This is a genomic window from Ramlibacter tataouinensis TTB310 (genome assembly GCF_000215705.1).
In the GTDB taxonomy this organism is placed as follows: domain Bacteria; phylum Pseudomonadota; class Gammaproteobacteria; order Burkholderiales; family Burkholderiaceae_C; genus Ramlibacter; species Ramlibacter tataouinensis.
The window spans coordinates 3528643-3551840 of record NC_015677.1 but is presented as its reverse complement, the minus strand read 5'-3'; the positions used below and the strand labels follow the sequence as shown (position 1 = coordinate 3551840).

23 protein-coding genes and 3 tRNA genes are annotated in these 23198 nt (G+C 68.1%); 9 read left to right on the top strand and 17 right to left on the bottom strand.

The window, feature by feature from the left end; all coding sequences use genetic code 11:
• Positions 1 to 24 precede the first annotated feature (24 nt).
• Genes RTA_RS17060 through RTA_RS17045 form a run of 4 tightly spaced genes read right to left on the bottom strand, consistent with a single transcriptional unit; the run spans position 25 to position 3681 of the window.
• The gene (locus RTA_RS17060) at positions 25 to 837 is read right to left on the bottom strand and encodes an ATP-binding cassette domain-containing protein (RefSeq protein ID WP_013902680.1); all 813 of its coding nucleotides are present in this window, start codon (positions 835 to 837) and stop codon (positions 25 to 27) included.
• Positions 834 to 1853 carry an ABC transporter ATP-binding protein gene (locus RTA_RS17055; RefSeq protein WP_013902679.1) on the bottom strand — a complete coding sequence of 340 codons (1020 nt, stop codon included), beginning with the start codon at positions 1851 to 1853 and terminating at the stop codon, positions 834 to 836. The genes RTA_RS17060 and RTA_RS17055 overlap by 4 nt, the downstream gene beginning before the upstream one ends.
• 2 nt (positions 1854 to 1855) lie before the next feature.
• Complete coding sequence (locus RTA_RS17050; RefSeq protein WP_013902678.1) at positions 1856 to 2734, bottom strand: ABC transporter permease; 879 nt, start codon at positions 2732 to 2734, stop codon at positions 1856 to 1858.
• Complete coding sequence (locus RTA_RS17045; RefSeq protein ID WP_013902677.1) at positions 2731 to 3681, bottom strand: ABC transporter permease; 951 nt, start codon at positions 3679 to 3681, stop codon at positions 2731 to 2733. The genes RTA_RS17050 and RTA_RS17045 overlap by 4 nt, the downstream gene beginning before the upstream one ends.
• 50 nt (positions 3682 to 3731) lie before the next feature.
• Here RTA_RS17045 and RTA_RS17040 point away from each other — a divergent pair, with 50 nt between their 5' ends.
• Positions 3732 to 4034: a YfhL family 4Fe-4S dicluster ferredoxin gene (locus RTA_RS17040; protein WP_013902676.1), complete on the top strand. Its 303-nt coding sequence runs from the start codon at positions 3732 to 3734 to the stop codon at positions 4032 to 4034.
• An 8-nt stretch (positions 4035 to 4042) separates the two neighbouring features.
• On the opposite strand, the gene RTA_RS17035 is transcribed toward RTA_RS17040, so the two are convergent.
• From RTA_RS17035 to RTA_RS17000, 8 genes are all read right to left on the bottom strand, one after another.
• Positions 4043 to 4453, bottom strand: a complete 411-nt coding sequence (locus RTA_RS17035) for a hypothetical protein (protein ID WP_013902675.1) — start codon at positions 4451 to 4453, stop codon at positions 4043 to 4045.
• Positions 4454 to 4477: 24 nt separating this feature from the next.
• Positions 4478 to 5089, bottom strand: a complete 612-nt coding sequence (pth, locus tag RTA_RS17030) for an aminoacyl-tRNA hydrolase (RefSeq protein ID WP_013902674.1) — start codon at positions 5087 to 5089, stop codon at positions 4478 to 4480.
• 77 nt (positions 5090 to 5166) lie between these two features.
• Positions 5167 to 5874: a 50S ribosomal protein L25/general stress protein Ctc gene (locus tag RTA_RS17025; RefSeq protein ID WP_013902673.1), complete on the bottom strand. Its 708-nt coding sequence runs from the start codon at positions 5872 to 5874 to the stop codon at positions 5167 to 5169.
• A 79-nt stretch (positions 5875 to 5953) separates the two neighbouring features.
• On the bottom strand, positions 5954 to 6931 hold the full coding sequence (locus tag RTA_RS17020) for a ribose-phosphate pyrophosphokinase (RefSeq protein WP_013902672.1): 978 nt from the start codon (positions 6929 to 6931) through the stop codon (positions 5954 to 5956).
• A 65-nt stretch (positions 6932 to 6996) separates the two neighbouring features.
• A tRNA-Gln gene (locus tag RTA_RS17015) sits at positions 6997 to 7073 on the bottom strand.
• 18 nt (positions 7074 to 7091) lie between these two features.
• Positions 7092 to 7955 (bottom strand): 4-(cytidine 5'-diphospho)-2-C-methyl-D-erythritol kinase, encoded by an 864-nt coding sequence (ispE, locus tag RTA_RS17010; RefSeq protein WP_013902671.1) that lies wholly within the window; start codon positions 7953 to 7955, stop codon positions 7092 to 7094.
• Positions 7955 to 8476, bottom strand: coding sequence for an outer membrane lipoprotein LolB (locus RTA_RS17005; protein ID WP_226986086.1), 522 nt, complete (start codon positions 8474 to 8476; stop codon positions 7955 to 7957). Before RTA_RS17005 ends, ispE begins: the two co-directional genes overlap by 1 nt.
• The gene (locus RTA_RS17000; protein WP_041675701.1) at positions 8473 to 10221 is read right to left on the bottom strand and encodes a tetratricopeptide repeat protein; all 1749 of its coding nucleotides are present in this window, start codon (positions 10219 to 10221) and stop codon (positions 8473 to 8475) included. Before RTA_RS17000 ends, RTA_RS17005 begins: the two co-directional genes overlap by 4 nt.
• Positions 10222 to 10251: 30 nt before the next feature.
• Here RTA_RS17000 and mutM point away from each other — a divergent pair, with 30 nt between their 5' ends.
• From mutM to mutY, 3 genes are all read left to right on the top strand, one after another.
• Positions 10252 to 11064: a bifunctional DNA-formamidopyrimidine glycosylase/DNA-(apurinic or apyrimidinic site) lyase gene (gene mutM, locus RTA_RS16995; RefSeq protein ID WP_013902668.1), complete on the top strand. Its 813-nt coding sequence runs from the start codon at positions 10252 to 10254 to the stop codon at positions 11062 to 11064.
• 61 nt (positions 11065 to 11125) lie between these two features.
• Entirely contained in the window at positions 11126 to 13084 is a 1959-nt protein-coding gene (locus RTA_RS16990; protein WP_013902667.1) for a dynamin family protein, read from the top strand.
• Complete coding sequence (gene mutY, locus RTA_RS16985; protein ID WP_041675700.1) at positions 13081 to 14121, top strand: A/G-specific adenine glycosylase; 1041 nt, start codon at positions 13081 to 13083, stop codon at positions 14119 to 14121. Before RTA_RS16990 ends, mutY begins: the two co-directional genes overlap by 4 nt.
• On the opposite strand, the gene rapZ is transcribed toward mutY, so the two are convergent.
• The 3 genes from rapZ to RTA_RS16970 are packed head-to-tail and all read right to left on the bottom strand — an operon-like array spanning position 14122 to position 17587.
• Positions 14122 to 15024 (bottom strand): RNase adapter RapZ, encoded by a 903-nt coding sequence (gene rapZ / locus RTA_RS16980; protein ID WP_013902665.1) that lies wholly within the window; start codon positions 15022 to 15024, stop codon positions 14122 to 14124.
• Positions 15021 to 16694: a DNA repair protein RecN gene (gene recN, locus RTA_RS16975; protein ID WP_013902664.1), complete on the bottom strand. Its 1674-nt coding sequence runs from the start codon at positions 16692 to 16694 to the stop codon at positions 15021 to 15023. The genes rapZ and recN overlap by 4 nt, the downstream gene beginning before the upstream one ends.
• On the bottom strand, positions 16691 to 17587 hold the full coding sequence (locus RTA_RS16970) for an NAD kinase (protein WP_013902663.1): 897 nt from the start codon (positions 17585 to 17587) through the stop codon (positions 16691 to 16693). The genes recN and RTA_RS16970 overlap by 4 nt, the downstream gene beginning before the upstream one ends.
• 41 nt (positions 17588 to 17628) lie before the next feature.
• Here RTA_RS16970 and hrcA point away from each other — a divergent pair, with 41 nt between their 5' ends.
• The 3 genes from hrcA (at position 17629) to RTA_RS16955 (ending at position 18855) form a co-directional block, all read left to right on the top strand.
• Positions 17629 to 18630, top strand: coding sequence for a heat-inducible transcriptional repressor HrcA (gene hrcA, locus RTA_RS16965; RefSeq protein WP_013902662.1), 1002 nt, complete (start codon positions 17629 to 17631; stop codon positions 18628 to 18630).
• Between the two features lie 25 nt (positions 18631 to 18655).
• Positions 18656 to 18732: transfer RNA gene (locus RTA_RS16960), tRNA-Ile, on the top strand.
• Positions 18733 to 18778: 46 nt separating this feature from the next.
• Positions 18779 to 18855 (top strand) — tRNA-Arg (locus tag RTA_RS16955).
• 22 nt (positions 18856 to 18877) lie between these two features.
• On the opposite strand, the gene RTA_RS21475 is transcribed toward RTA_RS16955, so the two are convergent.
• Positions 18878 to 19342: a tyrosine-type recombinase/integrase gene (locus RTA_RS21475; protein WP_143763003.1), complete on the bottom strand. Its 465-nt coding sequence runs from the start codon at positions 19340 to 19342 to the stop codon at positions 18878 to 18880.
• 104 nt (positions 19343 to 19446) lie between these two features.
• On the opposite strand from RTA_RS21475, the gene RTA_RS16950 reads away from it, so the two are divergent.
• Positions 19447 to 20958: an AAA family ATPase gene (locus tag RTA_RS16950; RefSeq protein WP_013902660.1), complete on the top strand. Its 1512-nt coding sequence runs from the start codon at positions 19447 to 19449 to the stop codon at positions 20956 to 20958.
• Positions 20959 to 20970: 12 nt separating this feature from the next.
• Positions 20971 to 21951, top strand: a complete 981-nt coding sequence (locus tag RTA_RS20460; RefSeq protein ID WP_081466310.1) for a DUF4435 domain-containing protein — start codon at positions 20971 to 20973, stop codon at positions 21949 to 21951.
• 508 nt (positions 21952 to 22459) lie between these two features.
• On the opposite strand, the gene RTA_RS16940 is transcribed toward RTA_RS20460, so the two are convergent.
• The gene (locus RTA_RS16940; protein WP_013902658.1) at positions 22460 to 22801 is read right to left on the bottom strand and encodes a hypothetical protein; all 342 of its coding nucleotides are present in this window, start codon (positions 22799 to 22801) and stop codon (positions 22460 to 22462) included.
• Between the last annotated feature and the right edge of the window lie 397 nt (positions 22802 to 23198).

Here is a 23198-nt window from a genome sequence, read left to right as displayed (position 1 = left end):
GGAACGGACGGGGAAAGGCATGTTCTACCAGGATGGCGGCGGGGGTGGCTCGGCCTGCGGCACGGCCTCCACCAGCGAACGGGTGTACGGGTGTTCCGCCGCGGTGAACAGCCGCTGCGGCGGCCCCTGCTCCACGATGCGCCCCTGCCAGAGCACGGCCACCTCGTCGCACAGGTGGCGCACCACCGCCAGGTCGTGGCTGATGAGCAGGTAGGTCACGCCGAAGCCGGCCTGCAGGTCCTGCATGAGGTTGAGCACCTGCGCCTGCACCGACACGTCCAGCGCGCTGACCGGCTCGTCGGCCACGATCAGCCGCGGCCGGGTGATCAGGGCACGGGCGATGGCGATGCGCTGGCGCTGGCCGCCCGAGAACTCGTGCGGGTACTTGGCCAGGTCGGCGGCGCGCAGGCCCACCGACTCGACCGCCTCGGCGGCCTGCGCCCGCTGCTGCGCCCGGGTGGCCCCGCCCTGCGCGGCCAGCGGCTCGGCCACGATGCGCTCCACGGTCTGGCGCGGGTCCAGCGAGCCGTACGGGTCCTGGAACACCATCTGGAAATCGCGCCGTGCGCGGCGCAGTTCCTCGCGCGGCAGGGCATGCAGGTCGCGGCCCATGAGCAATACGCGGCCCGCTGTGGGCCGGTCCAGCGCCATCACCAGCCGCGCCAGCGTGGACTTGCCCGAGCCCGACTCGCCCACCAGCCCCAGGCTGCGGCCCGCCTCGATGGAAAAGCTCACGCCCTGCAGGGCCTGCACCGTCGGCGGCGGCCGCAGCAGCTTCTCGCGCGGCAGCTGGTAGGTGCGCGCCAGGCTCTCGACCTGCAGCAGGGGCGTGCTCACTCCCTCTCCCTCCGGAAGTGGGCAGGCGTGAGGGCTGCCTGCTTGGACATGGCCACGGCGTCCAGGCGGATGCAGCGCGCGTGGTGGCCGGACTCGACCTCGTAGGGCGGCGGCACGGTGCCGTGGCAATCGGCGATGGTGAAGGCGCAGCGGCCGGCGAACGGGCAGCCGGGCGGCAGGTCCACCAGCTCCGGCACGGTGCCGGGAATCGTGGCCAGGCGCTGTCCCCTGGCGGAATGCAGACCCGGCCGCGCGCCGAACAGGCCCAGGGTGTAGGGGTGCATGCGGTGGGCGAACACCTCGGCCGTGGTCCCGCTCTCCACCACGCGGCCGCCGTACATCACCAGCATGCGGGAAGCGTTCTGCGCGATCACGCCCAGGTCGTGCGAGATCAGGATCAGCCCCATGCCGCGCTCGGCCACCAGCTCGCGGATCAGCTCCAGGATCTGGCGCTGCACGGTCACGTCCAGGGCAGTGGTCGGCTCGTCGGCGATCAGCAGGTCGGGCCCGCAGGCCAGCGCCATGGCGATGGTGATGCGCTGGCGCTGGCCGCCGGAGAACTGGTGCGGGTAGGCCTCGATGCGGCGTGCCGCATGGGGGATGCCCACGCGGTCCAGCAGCGCGACAGCCTCGCGCCGGGCGTCGGCGGACGACAGGCCACGATGCAGCCGCAGCGGCTCGGCCACCTGCCGGCCCACGGTGTGCACCGGATTGAGCGCGGTCATGGGCTCCTGGAACACCATGGCCATGCGGTCGCCGCGCAGCCGCGTCATCTCGCGCTCGCCCGCGCCCACCAGCTCCTGGCCCCCCAGGCGGATGCTGCCGCTGACCCGGGCGTTTTCCGGCAGCAGACCCATCAGGGCCAAGGCCGTGATGGACTTGCCGCAGCCCGATTCGCCCACCAGGCCCAGCGTTTCGCCGCGCTCCAGGCTGAAGCCCACGTCGCGCACCGCGTAGGCCGGGCCGCGGTGCGTCTGCAGCTGGATGGACAGGTCCCGGACCTGCAGCAAGGGCATGCTCATCGCTTTCTTGCGAGCCGGGGATCGAACAGGTCGCGCAGGCCGTCCCCCAGCAGGTTCAGGCCCAGCACCGCCAGGGCGATGGCCACGCCGGGGAACACCGCCAGCAGCGGCGCCTGGAACAGCAGCGTCTGCGCCTCGCTCAGCATGCGGCCCCACGAGGGCTGCGGCGGCTGGGTGCCCAGGCCCAGGTAGGACAGGGCGGCCTCGGCCAGGATGGCGATGGCGAAGCGGATGGTGGCCTGCACGATCAGCACTGAGGCGATGTTGGGCAGCACGTGCTCCATCGTGATGCTGAACCTGCCCTTGCCGCAGGCCCGTGCCGCCAGCACGAACTCGCGCGCCCACACCGCGTTGGCCGAGGCGCGGGTGATGCGGGCGAAGGTCGGGATGTTGTAGATGCCGATGGCGACGATGGCGTTGACCATGCCCGGGCCGAACACCGCCGTGAGCATGATGGCCGACAGGATGGCGGGGAAGGCGAAGCCGAAATCGGCCACGCGCATGACGCCTTCCTCCACCCAGCCGCGCCGCGCCGAGGCCAGCAGGCCCAGCGCCGTGCCCACACCCAGGCCGATGCCCACCGCGATCACGCCCACCAGGATGGAGGCTCGCGCGCCCACCAGCAGCAGCGAGGCCACGTCGCGGCCGTAGGGGTCGGTTCCCAGCCAGTGGGCCGGCCCCGGCGGCAGCAGCCGCTGGGCGACGTTGACGTCGTATGGCGAGTGCGGCGTCCAGACCAGGGACAGCGCCGCCGCCAGCGCCAGCAGCACCGTCAACACCGCGCCCAGGACGAAGCTGGGATGGCGCCTGGCGCGGCGCCAGAAGCCGGGCGCCTTGGCCAGCACGGGCGCGGCGGTGGGCAGCACGGCGCTCATATGTCGGAAGGTTTCACCCGCGGATCGATGGCCGCGTACAGCACGTCGACCACGAAGTTGACGACCACCACCATGGCCGCCAGCAGCATCACGCAGTTGCGCACCACGATCAGGTCGCGGTTGGAGATCGACTGGAAGATCAGCCGGCCCAGGCCCGGCAGGTAGAACACGCTTTCCACCACGATGGTGCCGGCCAGCAGCTCCGCGAACTGCAGGCCCATCACGGTGATGACCGGGATCAGCGCGTTGCGCAGCACGTGGCGCCACAGCACGGCCCGCCGGGACACGCCCTTGGCCCGGGCGGTGCGCACGAAGTCCTCGCGCATCACCTCCAGCACCGCCGAGCGGGTGATGCGCGCCAGGATGGCAGCCTGCACCACCGCCAGCGACAGCGCGGGCAGCAGCAGCGAGCGCAGGCCGGCCAGGACGCCTTCGCCCCAGCCTTCGAAGCCGCCCGCGGAGAACCACTGCAGGTGCACCGAGAACAGCAGGATCAGCAGGATGGCGAACCAGAAATTGGGGATGGCGATGCCCAGCTGGGTCAGGCCCATGATGCCCACGTCGCCCAGCTTGTTGTGGCGCGACGCGGCGTACAGGCCGGCGGCCAGAGCCAGCGCGACGGTGAGCGCCATGGCCAGCAGGGCCAGCGGCACCGTGAGCGCCAGCCGTTCCAGCACCAGCTCGCCCACCGGCGTGCCGTAGGCGTAGCTCAGCCCCAGGTCGCCGCGCAGCAGGCCGCTCACCCACTGCCAGTAACGGCTGGCCGCCGGCTGGTCCAGGCCCAGCTTGCTGGCCAGGGCGGCGACCGCCTCCGGCGAGGCGTCCGGCCCCATCTGGATCTGCGCGGCGTTGCCCGGCAGGACCTCCAGCACCAGGAACACCACCACCGAGGTGCCCACCAGGGTCGCCAGCAGGGTGATGAGGCGCTTGACGAGGAACAGGCTCATGCAGCCGGGGATAATGCCAGAACCCCCGGCCGCACAGGACCTTCCCCGCCATGGCGCTGATGATTACCGACGAGTGCATCAACTGCGATGTGTGCGAGCCCGAGTGCCCGAACCAGGCCATCTTCCTGGGTCCGGAGATCTACCAGATCGACCCGCACAAGTGCACCGAGTGCGTGGGCCATTTCGACGAGCCGCAGTGCGTGCAGGTCTGCCCGGTGGCGTGCATCCCGCTGAACCCGGCCCACCTGGAGGACCGCGAGTCGCTGTGGCGCAAGTACCGCCGGCTGACCGGGCAGCCGCAGGCGGCGCCGGGCGCGGGCGATCTCCCCGCCGCGCCGCCGGCCGCGGGCTGATGCCGCGGCTACTTCTGCGGCTGCTTCTTCTTGGTCTTGGGCTTGTCGCCGGGCTTGTTCGGCGACACGGCCCTGAAGGTCTCGGGCCCGTTGCCGCCGGGGCGCTTGGCCGCTGAAGCCCCCTCGTCGGCCGGCGCGAAGCGCGGCGGGGGCGTGTACTGGGGCACGGCCTGCGCCTCCTGCTTCTGGCGCGACTTCTCCATGGCTTCCGCCAGGCGCGCGTCGCGGCGCGCTGCGGCGTCGGCCTGGGTCTTCTGCAACGGGGTGCGTTCGTCGGCAGCCTTCAGGGGCGTGCCGCCGGGACAAGGCTGCTGGCGGTAGCCGTCCGCGCACTTGTAGATGTCCTGGGCAGTGGCCGGTCCCATCCATGCGGGGGCCAGCACCATGGCGGCGGCGGCGATCGCGATGCTGTTTCTCATGTTGTACCTCCCTGTGTGAATCGTTCAGGCCTGCTGCGGGCGCGCCGGCTTGGGCCTTGGCGGCTTGCTGGTATGCACGATCAGCGTCGCCTTGTCCATCTCGCCGGCCAGCAGGGCCGGAACGGCCTGGAGCGTACGCTGGATGCAGTCCTCCATGGCCGCGCGCTGCTCGGGCGCCGGCTTTTGCAGCACCCAGTCGATCACCTCGGCCTTGACGCCGGGATGGCCTATGCCCAGCCGCAGCCGCCAGTAGTCGCCGGTGCCCAGCTGCGCATGGATGTCGCGCAGGCCGTTATGGCCGGCGTGGCTGCCGCCGAACTTGAGCTTGGCCTGGCCCGGCACCACGTCCAGCTCGTCGTGCGCCACCAGGATCTCCTCCGGGCGGATCTTGTAGAAGCGCGCCAGCGCCGCCACCGACTTGCCCGACAGGTTCATGAAGGTCTGCGGCTCCAGCAGCCACAGGGTCTGGCCGCTCGCGCTGCCGCGCGCGACCAGGCCATGGTAGCCCCGCTCCGGCGCCAGCGTGAGCTTGAGTTCCCGCGCCAGCGCATCGACCCACCAGAAGCCGGCGTTGTGCCGCGTGGCCTGGTACTCGGTGCCGGGGTTGCCCAGGCCGACGAAGAGCTTGATGGACATGACGGTGTATTAGAGACGAAAAAAAGGCCCGCGCAGCGGGCCTTTCGCCAGGGCGCCGCAGCGGCGCCAGCGGGCGATCACTTCTTCCCGGCGGCCTTGGCGGGCGCGGGTGCCGCGGCCTTGGCGTCCTTGCCGGCGGCCTTGGCGGGGGCCGCCTTGGCCGGCGCGGCCTTGGCGTCGGCGGCCGGTGCGGCCGCAGCGGCGTCGGCCGCGGGCGCTTCCTCGGCCACGGTGGCGACCACCGAGACCAGCACCGGGTTCTTCTTGCCGCCGGTCACCGCGTTCACGCCCTTGGGCAGCTGGATGTCGTTCAGGTGCAGCGAGGTGCCCTTCTTCAGGCCCGACAGGTCGACCTCGATGAACTCGGGCAGGTCGCCCGGCAGGCAGGAGATGTTCAGCTCGGACATCACGTGGTTGACCACGCAGTGCTCGAACTTGACGGCCTGGGACTCCTCGGCGTTCTTGTAGTGGAGCGGCACCTTCATGTGCAGCTTGGTGCGGGCGTCCACGCGCTGGAAGTCGATGTGCTGCACCAGCTGCTTGAACGGGTGCATCTGCACGTCGCGCAGCAGCACCTTGCTGGTCTTGCCGGCCACTTCCATCTCGAGGATGGTGGAGTGGAAGGCTTCCCTCTTGAGGGCGTGCCACAGCGCGTTGTGGTCCAGCTCGATCAGCTGCGGCTGGCCTTCGCCGCCGTAGACGATGCCGGGCGTCTTGCCCGTGTTGCGCAGACGGCGGCTCGCACCCGTTCCCTGCTTGGCGCGCTCGAAAGCGACGAATTTCATAGTTGACTCCGTTGAGAGCCCACCGCGACCAGTGTGGCTCCGGTTGAAAAAGGCCTCCGGGCTGGAGGCCGGCAAAGCCTCAGAACAGGTTCTCCTGCTCCGAGAACAGGCTCATCACCGACTCGCCCTTGGCGATGCGCTGGATCGTCTCGGCGATCAGCGGTGCCACGGTGAGCTGGCGGATCTTGCCGCAGGCGCTGGCGCCGTCGGACAAGGGGATGGTGTTGGTCACGACCACTTCGTCCAGCGCCGTGCCCTTGGCGATGCGGTCGATGGCGGGGCCGGAGAAGATGGGGTGCGTGCAGTAGGCATACACCTTCCTGGCGCCGCGCTCCTTGAGCACCTCGGCCGCCTTCACCAGCGTGCCGGCGGTGTCGATCATGTCGTCCATGACCACGCAGTTGCGGCCCTCGATCTCGCCGATGACGTGCATCACCTCGCTGACGTTGGCCTTGGGCCGGCGCTTGTCGATGATGGCCAGGTCGGTGCCCAGCTGCTTGGCCAGGGCGCGCGCGCGCACCACGCCGCCCACGTCCGGGCTGACGACGATCAGGTCCGGGTAGTTCTTCTGCCGCAGGTCGGACAGCAGCACCGGCGAGGCGTAGATGTTGTCCACCGGGATGTCGAAGAAGCCCTGGATCTGGTCGGCGTGCAGGTCCATGGTCAGCACGCGCGAGACGCCCACGGTCTGCAGCAGGTTGGCCACCACCTTGGCCGAGATCGGCACGCGCGAGGAGCGCGGGCGGCGGTCCTGGCGGGCGTAGCCGAAGTAGGGGATCACGGCGCTGATGCGTTCGGCCGAGGCGCGCTTGAGCGCGTCGACCATGATCAGCAGCTCCATCAGGTTCTCGTTGGTGGGCTGGCAGGTGGACTGCACCACGAACACGTCGCGTGCGCGCACGTTGGTGTTGATCTCGACGGTCACCTCGCCGTCGGAGAAGCGGCCCACCGAGGCGGCGCCGAGCTGGATGCCCAGATGGCGGGCGATCTCGGCCGCCAGGCCGGGATTGGCGTTGCCCGTGAACACCATGAAATCGGAATGCGGTGCAGCCTGCATGTGCGGACCCAGCGATCGGTAACTATGTGCCTGTCGAAGCCGCCACCCCGTGGCGAGCAAGGATTTGGCAGGGGAGGAAGGACTCGAACCCTCGCATGCCGGAATCAAAATCCGGTGCCTTAACCAACTTGGCGACTCCCCTACACGGGTTGACGGCCAATCAGCCGCCCACCGATGAATCGTCGCTGGGTGCCCACCCCACCAGGGGATGGACCTCCAAATTGCCGCAGACCCTCAACTGCGCGCCGGCCGGCGCCGCCTGCAGCGGCTGGTGGCCTCGCGGCAGCAGCGCGAACACCGCACTGCCGGAACCGGTCATCCGGGGCTGAAGGCCTTGCAAGGCCAGCCAATCGAGCGATTGGCCGACTTGCGGGCACAGCCGCTGGGCAACCGGCTGCAAGTCGTTACGGCCAAAGCCGTAGGGGTTTGCAGCAAAGCCCGAGAGTATAGCAGGGTGCGAATCCCGCTTGAGGGCCGGGTCGGTGAAGATCTGCTGCGTCTGCAGCCCGGCCTGCGGCTTGAGCACCACGAACCGCGCGGGCGGCAGATCGATGGGTGTGATCCGCTCGCCGATGCCCTCCACCCAGGCGTTGCGCCCGCGCAGGAAGAACGGCACGTCGGCGCCCAGCGCCAGACCGATGGCCTCGAGCTGGCCCAGATCCAGCCCGAGCCGCCACAGGCGGTTGAGCGCCAGCAGGCAGGTGGCCGCGTCGGACGAGCCCCCGCCCAGGCCGGCCTGGGCCGGCAGGCGCTTGGCGATGGCGATGTGCGCGCCTTGCGCCGTGCCGCCGGCCTGCTGCAGGGCGCGGGCGGCGCGCAGGCACAGGTCGTCGTCGGGCAGGGGCGTGGTCAGGTCCTCGCGACTGAGGCGGCCGTCGCCGCGCAGCTCGAAATGCAGGCTGTCGTGCCAGTCCAGCAGCATGAAGGCCGACTGCAGCAGGTGGTAGCCATCGGCGCGCCGGCCGGTGACATGCAGGAACAGGTTGAGCTTGGCCGGTGCGGGGACGTCGTGCAGCGACTTCATCAGCGGTCGAGCACCACGCGCAGGTCGGCCAGGGGCGGAGGCGCCAGCCGCTGGGCGCGGATGCGGCCTTGCGCCAGCTGCTCCAGGTCGGCCTTCCAGCCGGGCACCGGCGTGTCTATGCCCGCCAGCCAGTCGAACAAGGCAGTCACCGGGATGGGCGAGCCCGTGGCCTGGGCCACCAGCTCCTCCAGCGAGGCGGCCTGCCGGGTCTGGCCGCCGGTCTCCAGCACGGCCCGGCCGGGCGACCAGGTCAGCACGCCGGCCGTGCCGCCCAGCGGGTTGAACAGCCTCAGCTCGCCGGCTTCCGGCCGGCCGCGCAGCTCGAAGGCGGCCGAGAAGGACTGCCGGGCGTCGTCCTGCACCTGCAGCGCGAGGCGGCCACTCCAGCTGCTGGCCGTGGCACCGTCCTGGGCGCCCTGGCGCAGGGGCGCTGCGCAACCGGCCAGCAACAGGACCGCGGCGGCCAGGCCCCAGGCCGCCAGGCCGGTACGCGCGGCCGCCACCGGGTTCACCGCCTTCACGGCCGCACCCGGAAGCGCTTGAGCGTTTCCAGCAGGGTTTCGTTCTCCGCGTTGAGCAGCAGCCCTTCCTTCCAGATGGCCTGGGCGCGGTCGCGCTGGCCCATGCTCCACAGCACCTCGCCCAGGTGCGCCGCGATCTCCGCATCGGGCCGGTTCGTGTAGGCGGCCTCCAGGATGCGCAGCGCTTCGGCGCGGTTGCCCATGCGGAATTCCACCCAGGCCAGGCTGTCGCTGATGAAGGGGTCGCCGGGCGCGTATTCCAGCGCCTTCTGGATCAGCTGCTTGCTTTCGGGCAGGCGGATGTTCCTATCGGCCAGAGAGTAGCCCAGCGCGTTGTAGGCATGGTGGAAATCGGGCTTGATGGCGATCACCTGGCGCAGCAGCTTTTCCATCTCGGGAAGGTTGCCCAGCTTTTCGGCCAGCATGGCCTGGTCGTACAGCAGCTCGGCATTGGAAGGGTCCTTGGCGGCCGCCTGCATCAGCAGGTCATAGGCCGGCTTGTACTGCTTGTTGTCGCGCAGCAGCTGGACCTCGGCCATCAGCTTCATGCGGGCCTCCGCGGGCGTGCGCCCGGGCAGCGCGCGCAGCAGCTTGCGCCCCTCTTCCAGGCGCCCCTGCTGCGCCAGCAGGGAGGCGCGCCGGCTCTGGGCCGACACCAGGTCCTGGGCGTTGTCGATGCGGTCCAGCCAGGCGTTGGCCTGGGCGAAGTCCTTGCGCTTTTCGGCCACCTGTGCGAGGGCCAGGTAGGCCTGGGCCAGGCCGCGGCTGCGTTCCTCACCCGTGCGTTGCGCCTGCGCCAGCGCGATGTAGCGCTTGAGTGAGGTTTCGGCGGCGGGCAGCTGGCTGTCCTGCAGCTGCAGCGTGCCCTGGATCAACCAGGCCTCGGCGATCTCGGGCTTGTCCGTGGTCACCCGGCGGATCTGCTCGGAAGCCTCGGAGTAGCGGTGGGCGTCCAGCAGCGCGCGTGCGTAGCCCAGCCGCAGCTCGGGCAGCGGCTGGCCTTGCAGGTAGGTGCGCACCAGGGACTCGGCCTGGGGCAGGCGCGGCTCCATCAGCTCCAGCCCCAGCAGCGCCGGCCCCTCGGCCTGCGGCGCAGCCGCCTGGCCGCGCCGCGCAGCCTCCAGTGCTCCGGCGGTGTCGTCGGCCGCCAGGCGCAACCGGCCTATGGTGGTCCAGGCCGCGGCGGCGGTGGCGGGTTGCGCCAGGGCGTCGGCCAGCGCCTGCTCCACCACGCTGGCGGCCAGCTTCTTGTCGCTGACCCGCGCGTAGTAGCGCGGCACCGCGGCCAGCGCCGCATTGCGCTCCGGCGCGTTGGCCAGGGCGATGTCGCGCTTGAGCGGCTCGACGCTTTCGGCCACCCGGTTCAGGGCCAGCAGGATCTGCAGCACGAAGCGGTTGGCATCGCGCGAGGAGGGATGCGCCTGCGCCCACGCGCGCGCGGCCTGCAGCGCGGCGTCGCCCGACCGGGACTGGAAGGCGATCTCCACCGCGCGCTGGTACAGCTCGGGGTCGTTGGTCCGGCGCGCCGCGTCCAGCACCAGCGAGTAGCCCGCGCTCGGCTCCGCGCCACGCGCGTTCAGCTCACCGAGCAGCAGCTGGTAGAACAGTTCGGCATCGAGCGCGGACACGGTGGTGCCGTCGGGGGCGGCGGAGCGGGCGGCGGCGGGCGGCGTCTGCGCGCACGCGGCCTGGGCCAGGGCGCACAGCAAGGTCACTGCGGTGGCGATGCGGGGAGGACGCTTCATCGAACCATCATAATCCGCACCCTCCAACCCATGCCCGAACTGCCAGAAGTCGAGGTCACGCGCCTGAGTTTTGCCGACCGCATCGCCGGCGGACGCATCCTGTCGGCCCGCATAGGCAAACCATTGCGCTGGGCCCTGGGCTGCGACCCGGCGCTGCTGGCCGGGCGCACGGTGCGCGGCGTGCGCCGCCGCGGCAAGTACCTGCTGCTGGATCTGGACGAAGGCCTGCTGCTGCTGCACCTGGGCATGTCCGGCAGCCTGAGTTTCCGGGCCAGCCAGCCCGAGCCGGGCCCGCACGATCATTTCGACCTCGCCACCACCCGCGGCGTGCTGCGCCTGAACGACCCGCGCCGCTTCGGCGCCGTGGTGTTCGCGCCCGGCGAGCAGGCCCCCGAGGCGGCCAAGCTGCTGGGGCGGCTGGGGGTCGAGCCGCTGGGCGAGGGATTCGAAGCCGCGGCCTTCCATGCCGGACTGCGCCGCCGCAACGCGCCCATCAAGCAGGTGCTGCTGGCCGGCGACGTGGTGGTGGGCGTGGGCAACATCTACGCGTCCGAAGCGCTGTTCCTGGCGGGCATCCGGCCCACGACCCGGGCTTCGCGCCTGGGCCGCGAGCGCGCTTTGCGCCTGCATGCCGCGGTGCGCCAGGTCCTGGCGCAGGCCGTCAGCCGCGGCGGCAGCACCCTGCGCGACTTTTCCAACGCCGATGGCCAGGCCGGCTATTTCCAGCTCGAAGCCATGGTCTACGACCGGGCGGGGCAGCCCTGCCGCATCTGCGCCACACCGGTACGCAGCATCCGCCAGGGCCAGCGCGCGACTTTCTACTGCCCTTCCTGCCAGACCTGAGTAAAACTGTTGGGCTCCTCATGCCCGGTGCTATATTCAAAACGGCATACCTGGGGGCTTAGTGGGCACTTCCTTCAACGAACAGTTCGACCAGCACGGCGCCTGGCGGCGCGAATTCGCGCTGCGGCTGAAGCTGTTGTCCGAGTGGCTGAAAGATCACGAGCTGCTGGATTCGGCCGTGGAGGAGCGCCTGCGGCGCCTGGAGACGCAGATGCGCTCGGACAAGGTCATGGTGGCCTTCGTCGCCGAGTTCTCGCGCGGCAAGTCCGAGCTGATCAACGCCATCTTCTTCGCCGGCTACAAGCGGCGCATCATGCCGGCCAGCGCCGGCCGCACCACCATGTGCCCGACCGAGCTGGGCTACGACAGCGAGGTGCCGCCCTGCCTGCGCCTGCTGCCCATCGAGACGCGCCTGCAGCCGCAGGCGCTGATGGAGTGGCGCATGGTGCCCGAGAAGTGGGTGAGGGTGGACCTGGACGTCAACGACTCCGCCCAGCTGGCCCAGGCCTTCGAGAAGGTCGCCGAGGTGGTCCACGTGACCAAGGACGAGGCGCGCGCCCTGGGCTTCTGGCACGACGACACGCCGGAAGACAACCCCATGCTCAATGCCGAGGGCCTGGTCGAGGTCCCGCGCTGGCGGCATGCGCTGATCAACATCGCCCATCCCCTGCTCAAGCAGGGCCTGGTGATCCTGGACACGCCGGGCCTCAACGCCATCGGCGCCGAGCCCGAACTGACCGTGAACCTGATCCCCCAGGCCCATGCGGTGGTGTTCATCCTGGCGGCCGACACCGGCGTGACCAAGTCCGACCTGGCGATCTGGCGCGAGCACCTGATCGCCGAATCCGAGGAGACCGACTCCCGCCTGGTGGTGCTGAACAAGATAGACACCATGTGGGATTCGCTGAGCAGCTCGGCCCAGGTGCAGGCCCAGATCGAGCGCCAGCGCGCGACCTCGGCCGAGATCCTGGGCCTGCCGGTGGAGCAGGTCATCCCGGTGTCGGCCCAGAAGGGCCTGGTGGCCAAGGTCAGCGACGACGCCGCGCTGCTGCAGGCCAGCCAGCTGCCGGTGCTCGAGCGCGCCCTGGCCCAGGGCGTGATGGGCCAGCGGCAGAAGATCCTGCGGGCCGCCGTCTCGGGCAACATCGTCGACCTGCGCACCGAAGCCGCGCGCGCGCTGAACGTGCGCCGCCGCGACCTGGCCGACCAGCTGGGCGAGCTCAGGGGCCTGCGCGGCAAGAACAGCTCGGTAATCAAGCACATGCGCGGGCGCATCGAGCAGGAGCAGGAGGAGTTCGACGTCAGCGGGGCCAAGATCCACGCGGTGCGCTCGGTCCATCTGCGGCTGCTGCGCGAGGTCTTCACACTGCTGGGCACCAAGACCCTCAAGACCGAGATGGCCGGCCTCACCGACGCGCTGCGCCAGCCCGGCATCAAGCTGGGCGTGAAGAAGGCCTACACCCAGACCTTCGAGCGGCTGCACGCCGGCCTGCGCAAGGCGCAGACCACCAGCGCCGAGATCCAGTCCATGCTGACCGGCACCTTCAAGCAGCTCAACGCGGAGTACGGCTTCTCGCTGCAGGCGCCCAAGGAGCCGGACCTGGAGCGCTTCAGCCGCGACCTGGAGCTGGTCGAGCGCAGCCACACCCAGTACCTGGGCATGGGCAATGCGCTGCGGCTGGCGCAGCCGGAATTCGCCGACCGCCTGGTGCGCGCGCTGTCGACGCGGCTGCGCGTGATCTACGAATCCGCGCTGGGCGAGGTGGAGCTGTGGAACAAGTCCGCCGCCGCCCAGCTCGACGCCCAGCTGCGCGAGCGGCGCCGCAACTTCGTGCGCCGCATCGAGGCCATCGAGCGCATCCAGGAAGCCGCCAGCGGCCTGGACGACCGCATCGCCGAGATCGAAGCGCAGGAGACGGCCCTGGACCAGCTCGACGCCAAGCTGGCCGAGCTCACGGCCCACCTGATCGCCACGCCGGCATTGGCATCCAACGAGCCGGCGCTGCAGAAACGGGCATGAGCCTGGCTGGGGATTTCGCCGGCCAGGTGGTGCGCTGGCAGGCCAGCCACGGGCGCAGCCACCTGCCCTGGCAGAACACGCGCGACCCCTACCGCGTGTGGCTGTCCGAGGTCATGCTGCAGCAGACGCAGGTGGCCACCGTGCTGGGCTACTACCAGCGCTTCCTCGACCGCTTCCCCGACGTGACCGCGCTGGCCGCCGCGCCGCTGGACGATGTGCTGGCGTTGTGGAGCGGCCTGGGCTACTACAGCCGCGCGCGCAACCTGCACCGCTGCGCCCAGGTGGTGGCCGCGGGCCATGGCGGGCGGTTCCCGCGCACTGCCCGGGAGCTGGCCGAGCTGCCCGGCATCGGCCGTTCCACGGCGGCCGCCATCGCCGCCTTCTGCTTCGGCGAGCGTGCGGCCATCCTGGACGGCAACGTCAAGCGCGTGCTCACCCGGGTGCTGGCCTTCGGCGAGGACCTGGCGCAGCAGGGCGGCGAGCGCCGGCTGTGGACGCAGGCCGAGGCGCTGCTGCCGCAAGCCTGCGAACCCATGCCCGCCTACACCCAGGGCCTGATGGACCTGGGCGCCACCGTGTGCCTGGCCCGCGACCCGAGCTGCCTGATCTGCCCGGTGCGCGGGCTGTGCCGGGCTGCCGCCCAGGGCGATCCGCAGCGCTACCCGGTCAGGAGCCGCAAGCTCAAGCGCACGGCGCAGACCCTGTGGCTGCTGCACGCGCGCGGCGCCGACGGCCGGGTGTGGCTGGAGCGCCGGCCCGATGCCGGTATCTGGGCCGGCCTCTACTGCCTGCCGGCCTTCGGCTCGCGCGAGGCGCTGGAAGCCGCGGTGCCGCCCGAGAACAGAAGGCTGCTGGAGGACGGGGAACCCTTCGTCCATGTGCTGACGCACAAGGACCTGCACCTGCATCCCGTGACGGCCCGCCTGCCGCAGGGCAGCGCACCGAGCGCGGGGGAGGGCAGCTGGTTCGAAGCGGCGCAGTGGCCCGGCCTGGGACTGCCCGCGCCCATCCGCAAGCTGCTGGCGACCGCCGCCTAGTCAACCGCGCTCGAGTTCGCGGTGCCGCCGCAGCGTGGTCCAGCGGCTGCCGAAAGCCGCGGCCAGCTGCTCCACCAGGTACACCGAACGGTGCTGCCCGCCGGTGCAGCCTATCGCCACCGTCACATAGCTGCGGTGGTCGCGCGCCAGCGGCTCCAGCCACTGGTCCAGGAAGGATTGGATGTGGTTTCGCATCCGGGCCACGTCGGCCCGCGCTTCGAGATAGGCGATCACGGGCGCGTCGCGGCCGGTGAGCTCGCGCAGCTCCGGCTCGTAGTGCGGGTTGGGCAGCATGCGCACGTCGAACACGTAGTCCGCGTCGACCGGGATCCCGCGCTTGAAGGCGAAGGACTCGAACACCAGGGTCAGCTGGCTGGTGGGGGCCGACAGCAGCGACTTGAGGTGCGCCTGCAGCTGGGCCGGCCGGATCACGCTGCTGTCGATCACGTGCGCCTCTTCGCGCAGATCGGCCAGCAGCTCGCGCTCGAGCTCGATCGCGTCCACCAGCGCATGCCTCTCGTCGGTGGGGGGCACGCCCTTGGCCGCTTCCCTGCGGCCCGACAGGGGATGGCGCCGCCGCGTCTCGGAGAACCGCCGCACCAGGGTCTCGGTGGTGGAATCCAGGAACAGCGACCGCACGGCCACGCCCTGCTCGCGCAGGCTGCGCAGCTGCGCCGGCACCAGGGGCAGCGAGATGGCGCTGCGCACGTCCATGGCGATGGCCACCTGCTTGGCGGCGACCTGCCGTTCCAGCGCCACGAAGTCCAGCAGCAGCTCGGGCGGCAGGTTGTCCACGCAGTAGTAGCCCACGTCCTCCAGGGCCCGCAGCGCGACCGACTTGCCCGAGCCGGACATGCCGGTGATCAGCACCAGCTCGAGGGGGCTCGCGGGCGTCTTGCTCATGAGCGGGCCCGCGCGCCGGGCCGGGCGCCCTGGCCCAGCATTTCCTTGGCATGGGCCAGCGTGGTGCCGGACAGGCGCTCGCCGCCCAGCATGCGGGCGATCTCGCCCACCCGCTGCTCGCCCTGCACCGGCGAGACGGTGCTCCAGGTGCCGCCCGCGTCGGCCTGCTTGGCCACCACCAGGTGGTGGTCGGCGCAGGCCGCCACCTGGGGCAGGTGGGTCACGGCCAGCACCTGCCGGTCGCGGCCCAGCTGCTTCATCAGGCGGCCCACGGTTTCGGCCACGGCGCCGCCCACGCCGGCGTCCACCTCGTCGAAGATCAGGGTCTGGGCGCTGCCCAGCTGGCTGGTGGTGACGGCGATGGCCAGGGCGATGCGCGACAGCTCGCCGCCCGAGGCCACCTTGCCCACCGGCCGCGGCGAGCTGCCGGCATGGCCGGCTACCAGGAAGCCCACGTCCTCCAGGCCGGCCTGGGTGGGCTGCTCGGTCTTTTCCAGGGCCACCTCGAAGCGGCCGCCCTGCATGCCCAGCCCCTGCATCGCCTGGGTGATGGCCTGCGCCAGCTGGGGCGCGGCCTTGGCCCGCGCCTTGGACAGGCTGCGCGCGGCCGCCATGTAGGCATCGGATTCCTTCTTCTCGGCCGCTTCCAGCGCGGCCAGGTCGGCCGCGGCATCGAGCTGCGCCAACTCCTCCCGCCAGGACGCCAGCAGGGCCGGCAGCTCGGCCGGTGTCCGCTTGTAGCGGCGCGCCAGCGACAGCCACAGCGACATGCGCTCGTCCAGCTCGGCCAGCCGCTGCGGGTCCAGCTCGGTCTTGCGCAGGTAGGCGTGCAGCGAATGGGCAGCATCCTCGGCCTGGGCCAGGCTGGACGCCAGGACCTCGGCCAGGGCCCGGTACTCGGGCTCCAGGTGCTCCTGGTCCTGCAGCGTGGCATGCGCCTTGGCAAGCTGGGCCGCGGCGCCGCCTTCGTCGCCTTCCAGCGCGTCCAGCGCCTGCTGGGCGGCGTCGAGCAGGCTCTGGGCATGGGCCAGCCGGGTGTGGCTGGCGTTCAGCTCGTCCCATTCGTCGGCGCCGGGGGCCAGCTTGTCGACCTCGCCGATCTGCCAGGCCAGGCGCTCGCGCTCGCGCTGCAGCGAATCCTGTGCGGCGCGCGCGTCGGCCAGCGCCTTCTGGGCCGCGCGCCAGCGCTGCCACAGCTGCTGCAGGGGCTGGACGTTGACGCCGGCGTACGCGTCGAGCAGGCCCCGCACGGCCTCGGACCGCGTCAGGCTCTGCCAGGCGTGCTGGCCGTGGATGTCCACCAGCTGCTCGCCCAGCTCGCGCAATTGGCCGGCCGTGGCTGGCGCGCCGTTGATCCAGGCCCGGCTCTTGCCCTGCGCGTCGATGTTCCGGCGCAGCAGCAGGCTGTCCTCGTGCTCGAAGCCGGCCTCCTCCAGCCAGGGCCGCAGCTGGGCCGGCAGGTCGAATTCGGCGCTGATGTCGGCGCGCGCCGCGCCTTCGCGCACCACGCCGGCATCGGCCCGGGCGCCCAGCGCCAGCTGGAGCGCGTCGACCAGGATGGACTTGCCCGCGCCGGTCTCGCCCGTGAGGACGGAAAAGCCGCCCGACAGGTCCAGTTCCAGCTCGCGCACGATCACGAAGTCGCGCAGCGCCATCCTCTTCAGGCTCATGATCCCCCCTCGTTCCAGTGCAGCTTCTTGCGCAGCGTGTCGAAGTAGGTCCAGCCGCGCGGGTGCAGGAAGCGCACCTGGTGCTGCGACCGGCGCACGGTGATGCGGTCGCCGTGCATCAGCGAGGCCAGCGACTGCATGTCGAAATTGGCGCTGGCGCCGCGGCCCGAGACCAGCTCGATGGCGATCTCCGCGGCGTCGGCCAGCACGATGGGGCGGTTGGACAGGGTGTGCGGCGCGATGGGCACCAGCACCCAGCCCGGGTTGGCCGGGTGCAGCAGCGGCCCGCCGGCCGACAGGGCGTAGGCGGTGGAGCCGGTGGGCGAGGCGACGATCAGGCCGTCGGCGCGCTGGTTGGCCACGAAATGCCCGTCGACCTCCACGCGCAGCTCCACCATGCCGGAGGTGGCGCCGCGGTTGACCACCACGTCGTTCATGGCCAGGGCGTCGAACACGCAGTGGCCGTCGCGCATCACGCGCGCGTGCATCAGGCTGCGCCGGTCCTCCTCGTGCTCGCCGCGCAGCATGGGCTCCAGGGTGGCGCGAAAGCCGTCCAGGGGGACGTCGGTGATGAAGCCCAGGCGGCCCTGGTTGATGCCGATCAGGGGGACGTTGTGGCGGGCCATCCGGCGGCCCACGCCCAGCATGGTGCCGTCGCCGCCGACCACCAGCCCCAGGTCGCACTCGCGGCCGATGGCCTCCATGTCCAGGCTGTCGAAGCCCTGGACGCCGGCATGGGCGGCGGTTTCTTTCTCCAGCACCACCTTGCAGCCTTGCGTGGCGAGGAAGCGGGCAATATCCTCCAGGGCAGCGCGCGTCGATTCCGCCGCGCTGGCTGTCACGGCGGCGTGGTACTTGCCAAACAGCGCAACATGGCGGAACTGGGAACCCATTCACAAATTACATCACTAAAATTCGGCCAAAGCCGCCAGCCATGCTCGATGACCGTGCCAAGTTGTTGTTGAAAGCCCTGGTCGAGCGCTACATCGCCGACGGCCAGCCCGTGGGCTCGCGCACCCTCTCGCGCGCCTCCGGCCTGGAGCTGTCGCCGGCCACCATCCGCAACGTGATGTCGGACCTGGAGGACCTGGGGCTGATCGCCAGCCCGCACACCTCGGCCGGCCGCGTACCCACCGCGCGCGGCTACCGCCTGTTCGTGGACACCATGCTGACGGTGCAGCGCGAGCGGCTGCCCGCCGCCAGCCTGGCGCCCGACCAGCCGCAGCGCGTGATCACCAACGCGGCGCACCTGCTGTCCAACCTGTCGCAGTTCGTCGGCGTGGTGATGGCGCCGCGGCGCAACTCGGTGTTCCGCCACATCGAGTTCCTTCGGCTGTCGGACCGCCGCTACCTGGTCATCATCGTCTCGCCCGACGGCGACGTGCAGAACCGGGTGGTGTTCACCGAGGGCGACTACACGCAGCAGCAGCTGGTGGAGGCCGCCAACCTGCTCAACGCCCACTACGCGGGCCTGACCATCGAGCAGGTGCGCGAGCGCCTCAAGGGCGAGGTGGACAAGCTGCGCGGCGAGATCGGCCAGCTGATGAAGACGGCGGTGGACGCCAGCACCGACGCCATGAGCCAGGCCGACGAGGTGGTGATCTCCGGCGAGCGCAACCTGCTGGCGGTGAGCGATTTCTCCAGCGACATGAGCCAGTTGCGCCGGGCGTTCGAGCTGTTCGAGAAGAAGACGCAGCTGATGCGGCTGCTGGACATCTCCAGCCAGGCCGAGGGCGTGCGCATCTTCATCGGCGGCGAGAGCCAGGTCGTGCCGTTCGAGGAACTCTCGATCGTCAGCGCCCCGTACGAGGTGGACGGCCAGGTCGTGGGCACCCTGGGCGTGATCGGCCCCACCCGCATGCCCTACGACCGCATGATCCAGATCGTGGACATCACCGCCAAGCTGGTGAGCAACGCGCTCAGCCACAACAAGTAGGGCGCCTACAATCCGACGCGTGCCCGGGGCGTTAGCTCAGTTGGTCAGAGCAGGGGACTCATAATCCCTTGGTCGCTGGTTCAAGTCCAGCACGCCCTACCAGGCCCGCCGGGAGCCTGGCCAAACCCCTGGTATACTCGCGGGCTCGGCGGCTGTAGCTCAGTTGGATAGAGTACTTGGCTACGAACCAAGGGGTCGTGGGTTCGAATCCTGCCAGCCGCGCCAGATTGCTAAGCAAATCAAGGGGTTACGTCTCGCAAGGGCGTAACCCCATTTTTCTTGCGTGACTCTCCGCGTGACCTTTTCTGCCTAGCCGTTTACCACCCGCAGCAGGGTCGTTCGGTCGAGCGTTCCGCCCACACGGATTGGCGGCTTTTATCGGTTGCTCGACAGTCGCTGTCGCGTAGTGCTCCGGCATGTCTTCAACTGCGTGTCCAAGCAGTGATGTGCGGTCTTCCTTGGGCACCCCCGCCTGCCGAAGTCGTTGACCGAACGTGTGCCTCAGGTCATGAATCCGAACAGACTGAAGCCCGACAGCGCGTCTAGCGTTCTGCCGCGCTGTGTTGTTCATCGTTTCGATCCGGCGATATTCCATCGCTGGATCCAGTTTGAGGTTCTTTATCCGCTCACGCCGCCAAACAAAAGCGAACTCTTTGTGCTTATCGCGTTGCTTCTGAACAATGTTCCATGCGACGTCGTTCAGGTACAACATCAAAGCCAGCACCCTTCGCCGTTAGTTGAAGCAACTGGCAGTGTCGAATCATAGGAAGGACGCTGCTCGCTCGCTTACATTCGAGGTCTTGTGAGGAGAGATGTATGAACGAGGACGCAAGCCGCGTCAGCGAAGCTGGTGGGCGAAATTCACTAGTGCAGCACTTTTCAATTCAGGGGCTGTTTGGCTATCGCTCGGTGAGTTTGGATTCCGAGTACGCGGCGACGATCCTCATAGCTCCAAACGGCGCGGGCAAGACCACCATGCTCGGAGCACTCGATGCCTTTCTACGGTGCCAATTCGGGCGGTTGGCGGAACTGGACTTCAAAAGGATCGAGTGCAGGATCAGAGGGGTTGAGCGGCCCTTAGTTCTGGAGAAAGCGGATCTCGACGAGTACCTACGGACAGTGGGGGAGAACACGGAGATTCTTCGAGTCGCCAAGGTCCACGATTTGGACCCAGCGGACCTCTTGTTCTTCGTTCTTTGGGACTTCCCAGTTCTTCGGAACCGGATGGACTTCCATCAGCAGCCGGTTTTCCAGAAGATCTATCACCACACCTCATACACGTACGACTCTGCCCTTTCGCTGTTTCGGAAGCTCTCTGAGCTGACTAACGTCGCGTTCTCCCCCATCGAACAGTTGCGAAAGGAAATCTCGTCCGCGATGTCGGATATTGAAGTGGTCTATCTACCCACATACCGGCGAATTGAACTTTCGCTGCCGGAGACAGACGATCCTCGATCAGCAAGGCGGCCCACCAGCGTTCAGGCGAAGCTCGGACTTTCTCGCCGGGGCTTACATGCTGGGGACATCCAATTTGGTCTTTCGGACATCTCAGCAAGGCTCAGACAGCTGAATCAAGAGATCATGTTCGAGTCGAACCAGAAATACGCTGAGATTAGCGCCAACATCATCGACGATCTGATTAGCGGCTCCTTTGAGGAGCAAGTGCCGAGTCTTGAAGAGCGTCCAAGCCGTGAAGATCTCAACGTGTTCTTCGAGCGAATGAAGTCGGCAAGAGGGATGGTCTACGGACCGTACCCGATCAACATACCCGACCTCGACCGCATTTACAGCGGCAACGTTCCTCCGAACTCAGTCAAGTTCTTGACGTACTTCTTGGGGAAATTGAACAACGTTATCCAAAAAACTCGTGAAACCGAGAGAGTGGTTGAGAGTTTCGTTGAAAGCTGCAATCGATACCTCTCTGCACAAGACCCAAGTGCAGGGGTGCCTGAGGCGGGAGGACATAGCGACGACAAGGTTCTGAAGCTGGATCGTGCCAGCCTCGATGTCTCGGTGCGCCGCCGCCGTGGCAAGAACGAGATCCCGCTGGACGCTCTCTCCTCAGGAGAGAAGCAAATGATCTCGCTCTTCTCAAGACTCTACCTTTATCCGAAGGAGAAGCTAGTCCTGATCGATGAACCAGAGCTTTCTCTGTCGATTGACTGGCAGAGGAAGATCTTGCCCGATATCGTTAATGCAACACTATGCAGGCAGGTCGTTGCCATAACGCACTCGCCATTCATCTTCGATAACGACCTTGATGCTTTCGCGAGACCGCTGCACTTGACGATTTCTGATCAGGTTGCGAGCACTGAGGACCCAGCGTAAAGAAGGGTCACCATGGCGAACGAAGTTAGCAATGTGGACGGTCCCGGTGATCTGCTGCAAGAAATGCGTGACTCTAGAGAGCGGCCCACAGTTCTCAAGATCAAGCTCGCTACCCTGCGGGCGCAGTTACCGGACGTCTTGGTACTCGCTTTTGAGGGTATCGATGACAAAGTCATCTATTACCATTGGCTCAAGCAAGTTGCGCCCTTTCTGACGTATGAATTCATAGTCTGCAAAGGCAAGGGAAAACTCTTGGAATTCCGCGAGCTGTTGAAGCGGGATCGAGCCGAGTTGTACAAGAGCGTCTATTTTTTCGTGGATCGGGACTTCGACGGGCTGCGCGGGCACCCGGATGGACCTGATGTATACATTACGGACGCTTATTCAGTTGAGAACTACCTCGTCTGTAAGGAGGTCTTGGCAGGAGTACTCGCAGTCGAGATCGATTGCCATGGTCAGCCCGCCTGTCGTCAGGCCGTACTTGAGAAGTTCGACGAGGTTTACGACGCTTTCTTGGTTGTCACTCGCGAAGTGAACAAGAGGATTTTCCTTGCTAGACGCATAGGCATCTCACGCAAGGAGCCATGGCCTGAAAAGCTGAACAGTCTTGCTAAGGTTCAGCTAGTGACAGTTGAGAGCAGCGGCGTTGCGCCAGAGGCACTCGTTGTGTTAGACCGCGAACCGACAGGTGACGAGATCACCTTATTGCAGAGCGAGTTTGACGCCCTTGATCCCCGGCAACGGTACAGAGGAAAGTTCGCTTACATGTTCCTTAAGAGATGGTTGCAGTTGCTGGCAGCAGACCGCAACTCAGAGGCATCAGTGTTCTTCGCCGGGTTAGACAAGGAGGGAGAGGTGGCGCAGGGCCACGTTCCGCTCGACTCATTGGCTGCAAAGTCTTCAGCGCCGCCTTCCTTGAAGCATTTCATCGACACGATCACAGGAGGCTTGAAGGTTCCGCCACTCGGAGTTCAGGGGGGCCAAGCTGCATGAGCTGAACCCGTGTGCATCGCTTCTGCACAACTCCAGCAATTGCCTCTGCGTGGGATTTGCGTGAGTTCTACCACTGCTCCATAGCACTCCTGAGCACACAAAATCGAATGGGCGTCGTTGATTTCACTGCCCCTGTTTAACTTGAAGCAGGCTACGAACCAAGGGGTCGTGGGTTCGAATCCTGCCAGCCGCGCCAGATTAGTCAGCAGATTCAATGGGTTGGGTGCCACAAGCACCCGACCCATTTTCTTTTGCGCTACCTACTGCGACCAGTTGATGGTCGCGTTCTTCACGCCATCGAAGCGGTTGCGGTCCACGCCCACGCAGGCCGGCGCGTCGCGGCAGCGGATGAAGCGAGGCGGGATCATGCGATCACAGCCACCTCCAGAGCGCTGCAGCCAGGCGCCGCTAGACGGAAGCACGCGGGCGTTCGATGGCGCAGGCATACAGGACCGAGCGGGGAAAGGCTTGGGCCAGGGTGCGGGCGTAACGGCGGGTGGTCACGCCGTCAGCTCCCGTCGAAGGTCAGCGCCTGCAGCTTCCCGATCTCGCGCAGCAGGGCCTGCTGGCGCTCGTGGAACCTGGCGCGTTCGGCTTCCAGCTGCCGCTGCAGGGACTGCACGGCCATGCGCACCTGTTCGTCCTGGGGCAGCAGGCGGATGGTGATGTCGGCGTCGCCCATGCGCACGTACCCGTCGCCGAACTCTTGCTTGTCGGGCGACCCGTGGAAGGACAGCATCTCCACGACGCGCCCGGCCTTGCCTGCGGCAAGCGCCGCCATCAGGTCATGCGGCGTGTAGACATCGCACAGCCAGACCGCGCAGGTGGCAGTGATGGCCGGCGCACTCACGATCCGCCCCTGGTAGCCGCGCCGTCCGGCTCGCCGCGGCTGGCGGAGCTTTCCGTGGGGCTGATGCTCATGCTCTCTGCTCCGGTCAGGCCGCCCAAAGCGGACGTGAGGAGAGAGTCTAGGCAAATATGCCTTTCTGATCAAGACAAATTTGCCCAAGGATTCATGCGGGTTTGCCCTTGGTCGTTGTCGCCGTCGAAAGCCGGACCCGACAGTCGGGTAGCGCTCCGCAACAAAGCAATCTGGAATTGCGCAACTCCAGGTTGCTTTTCGGCTTTTCAGGGTCGAAGTACTGTCCCGCTGCGCAACCTGCAATTGCTTTATTGCTGGGTGTAAGAGGCACGGTGACCTGCTGCGCAGCTGGCAGTTTTGACAGGGGTGCCGGTCAGCGTCTACC

Excerpts from the sequence above, each read along its gene's own strand:
- RTA_RS17055 (WP_013902679.1), bottom strand. The coding sequence starts at position 1,853 with ATGCCCTTGCTGCAGGTCCGGGACCTGTCCATCCAGCTGCAGACGCAC.
- RTA_RS17045 (WP_013902677.1), bottom strand. The coding sequence starts at position 3,681 with ATGAGCCTGTTCCTCGTCAAGCGCCTCATCACCCTGCTGGCGACCCTG.
- RTA_RS16970 (WP_013902663.1), bottom strand. The coding sequence starts at position 17,587 with ATGGGTTCCCAGTTCCGCCATGTTGCGCTGTTTGGCAAGTACCACGCC.
- RTA_RS17025 (WP_013902673.1), bottom strand. The coding sequence starts at position 5,874 with ATGAAATTCGTCGCTTTCGAGCGCGCCAAGCAGGGAACGGGTGCGAGC.
- pth (WP_013902674.1), bottom strand. The coding sequence starts at position 5,089 with ATGTCCATCAAGCTCTTCGTCGGCCTGGGCAACCCCGGCACCGAGTAC.
- mutM (WP_013902668.1), top strand. The coding sequence starts at position 10,252 with ATGCCCGAACTGCCAGAAGTCGAGGTCACGCGCCTGAGTTTTGCCGAC.
- rapZ (WP_013902665.1), bottom strand. The coding sequence starts at position 15,024 with ATGAGCAAGACGCCCGCGAGCCCCCTCGAGCTGGTGCTGATCACCGGC.
- RTA_RS17020 (WP_013902672.1), bottom strand. The coding sequence starts at position 6,931 with ATGCAGGCTGCACCGCATTCCGATTTCATGGTGTTCACGGGCAACGCC.
- RTA_RS17035 (WP_013902675.1), bottom strand. The coding sequence starts at position 4,453 with ATGAGAAACAGCATCGCGATCGCCGCCGCCGCCATGGTGCTGGCCCCC.
- RTA_RS21475 (WP_143763003.1), bottom strand. The coding sequence starts at position 19,342 with ATGTTGTACCTGAACGACGTCGCATGGAACATTGTTCAGAAGCAACGC.
- RTA_RS17050 (WP_013902678.1), bottom strand. The coding sequence starts at position 2,734 with ATGAGCGCCGTGCTGCCCACCGCCGCGCCCGTGCTGGCCAAGGCGCCC.
- RTA_RS17000 (WP_041675701.1), bottom strand. The coding sequence starts at position 10,221 with ATGAAGCGTCCTCCCCGCATCGCCACCGCAGTGACCTTGCTGTGCGCC.
- RTA_RS16950 (WP_013902660.1), top strand. The coding sequence starts at position 19,447 with ATGAACGAGGACGCAAGCCGCGTCAGCGAAGCTGGTGGGCGAAATTCA.
- ispE (WP_013902671.1), bottom strand. The coding sequence starts at position 7,955 with ATGAAGTCGCTGCACGACGTCCCCGCACCGGCCAAGCTCAACCTGTTC.
- mutY (WP_041675700.1), top strand. The coding sequence starts at position 13,081 with ATGAGCCTGGCTGGGGATTTCGCCGGCCAGGTGGTGCGCTGGCAGGCC.
- hrcA (WP_013902662.1), top strand. The coding sequence starts at position 17,629 with ATGCTCGATGACCGTGCCAAGTTGTTGTTGAAAGCCCTGGTCGAGCGC.
- recN (WP_013902664.1), bottom strand. The coding sequence starts at position 16,694 with ATGAGCCTGAAGAGGATGGCGCTGCGCGACTTCGTGATCGTGCGCGAG.
- RTA_RS20460 (WP_081466310.1), top strand. The coding sequence starts at position 20,971 with ATGGCGAACGAAGTTAGCAATGTGGACGGTCCCGGTGATCTGCTGCAA.
- RTA_RS17040 (WP_013902676.1), top strand. The coding sequence starts at position 3,732 with ATGGCGCTGATGATTACCGACGAGTGCATCAACTGCGATGTGTGCGAG.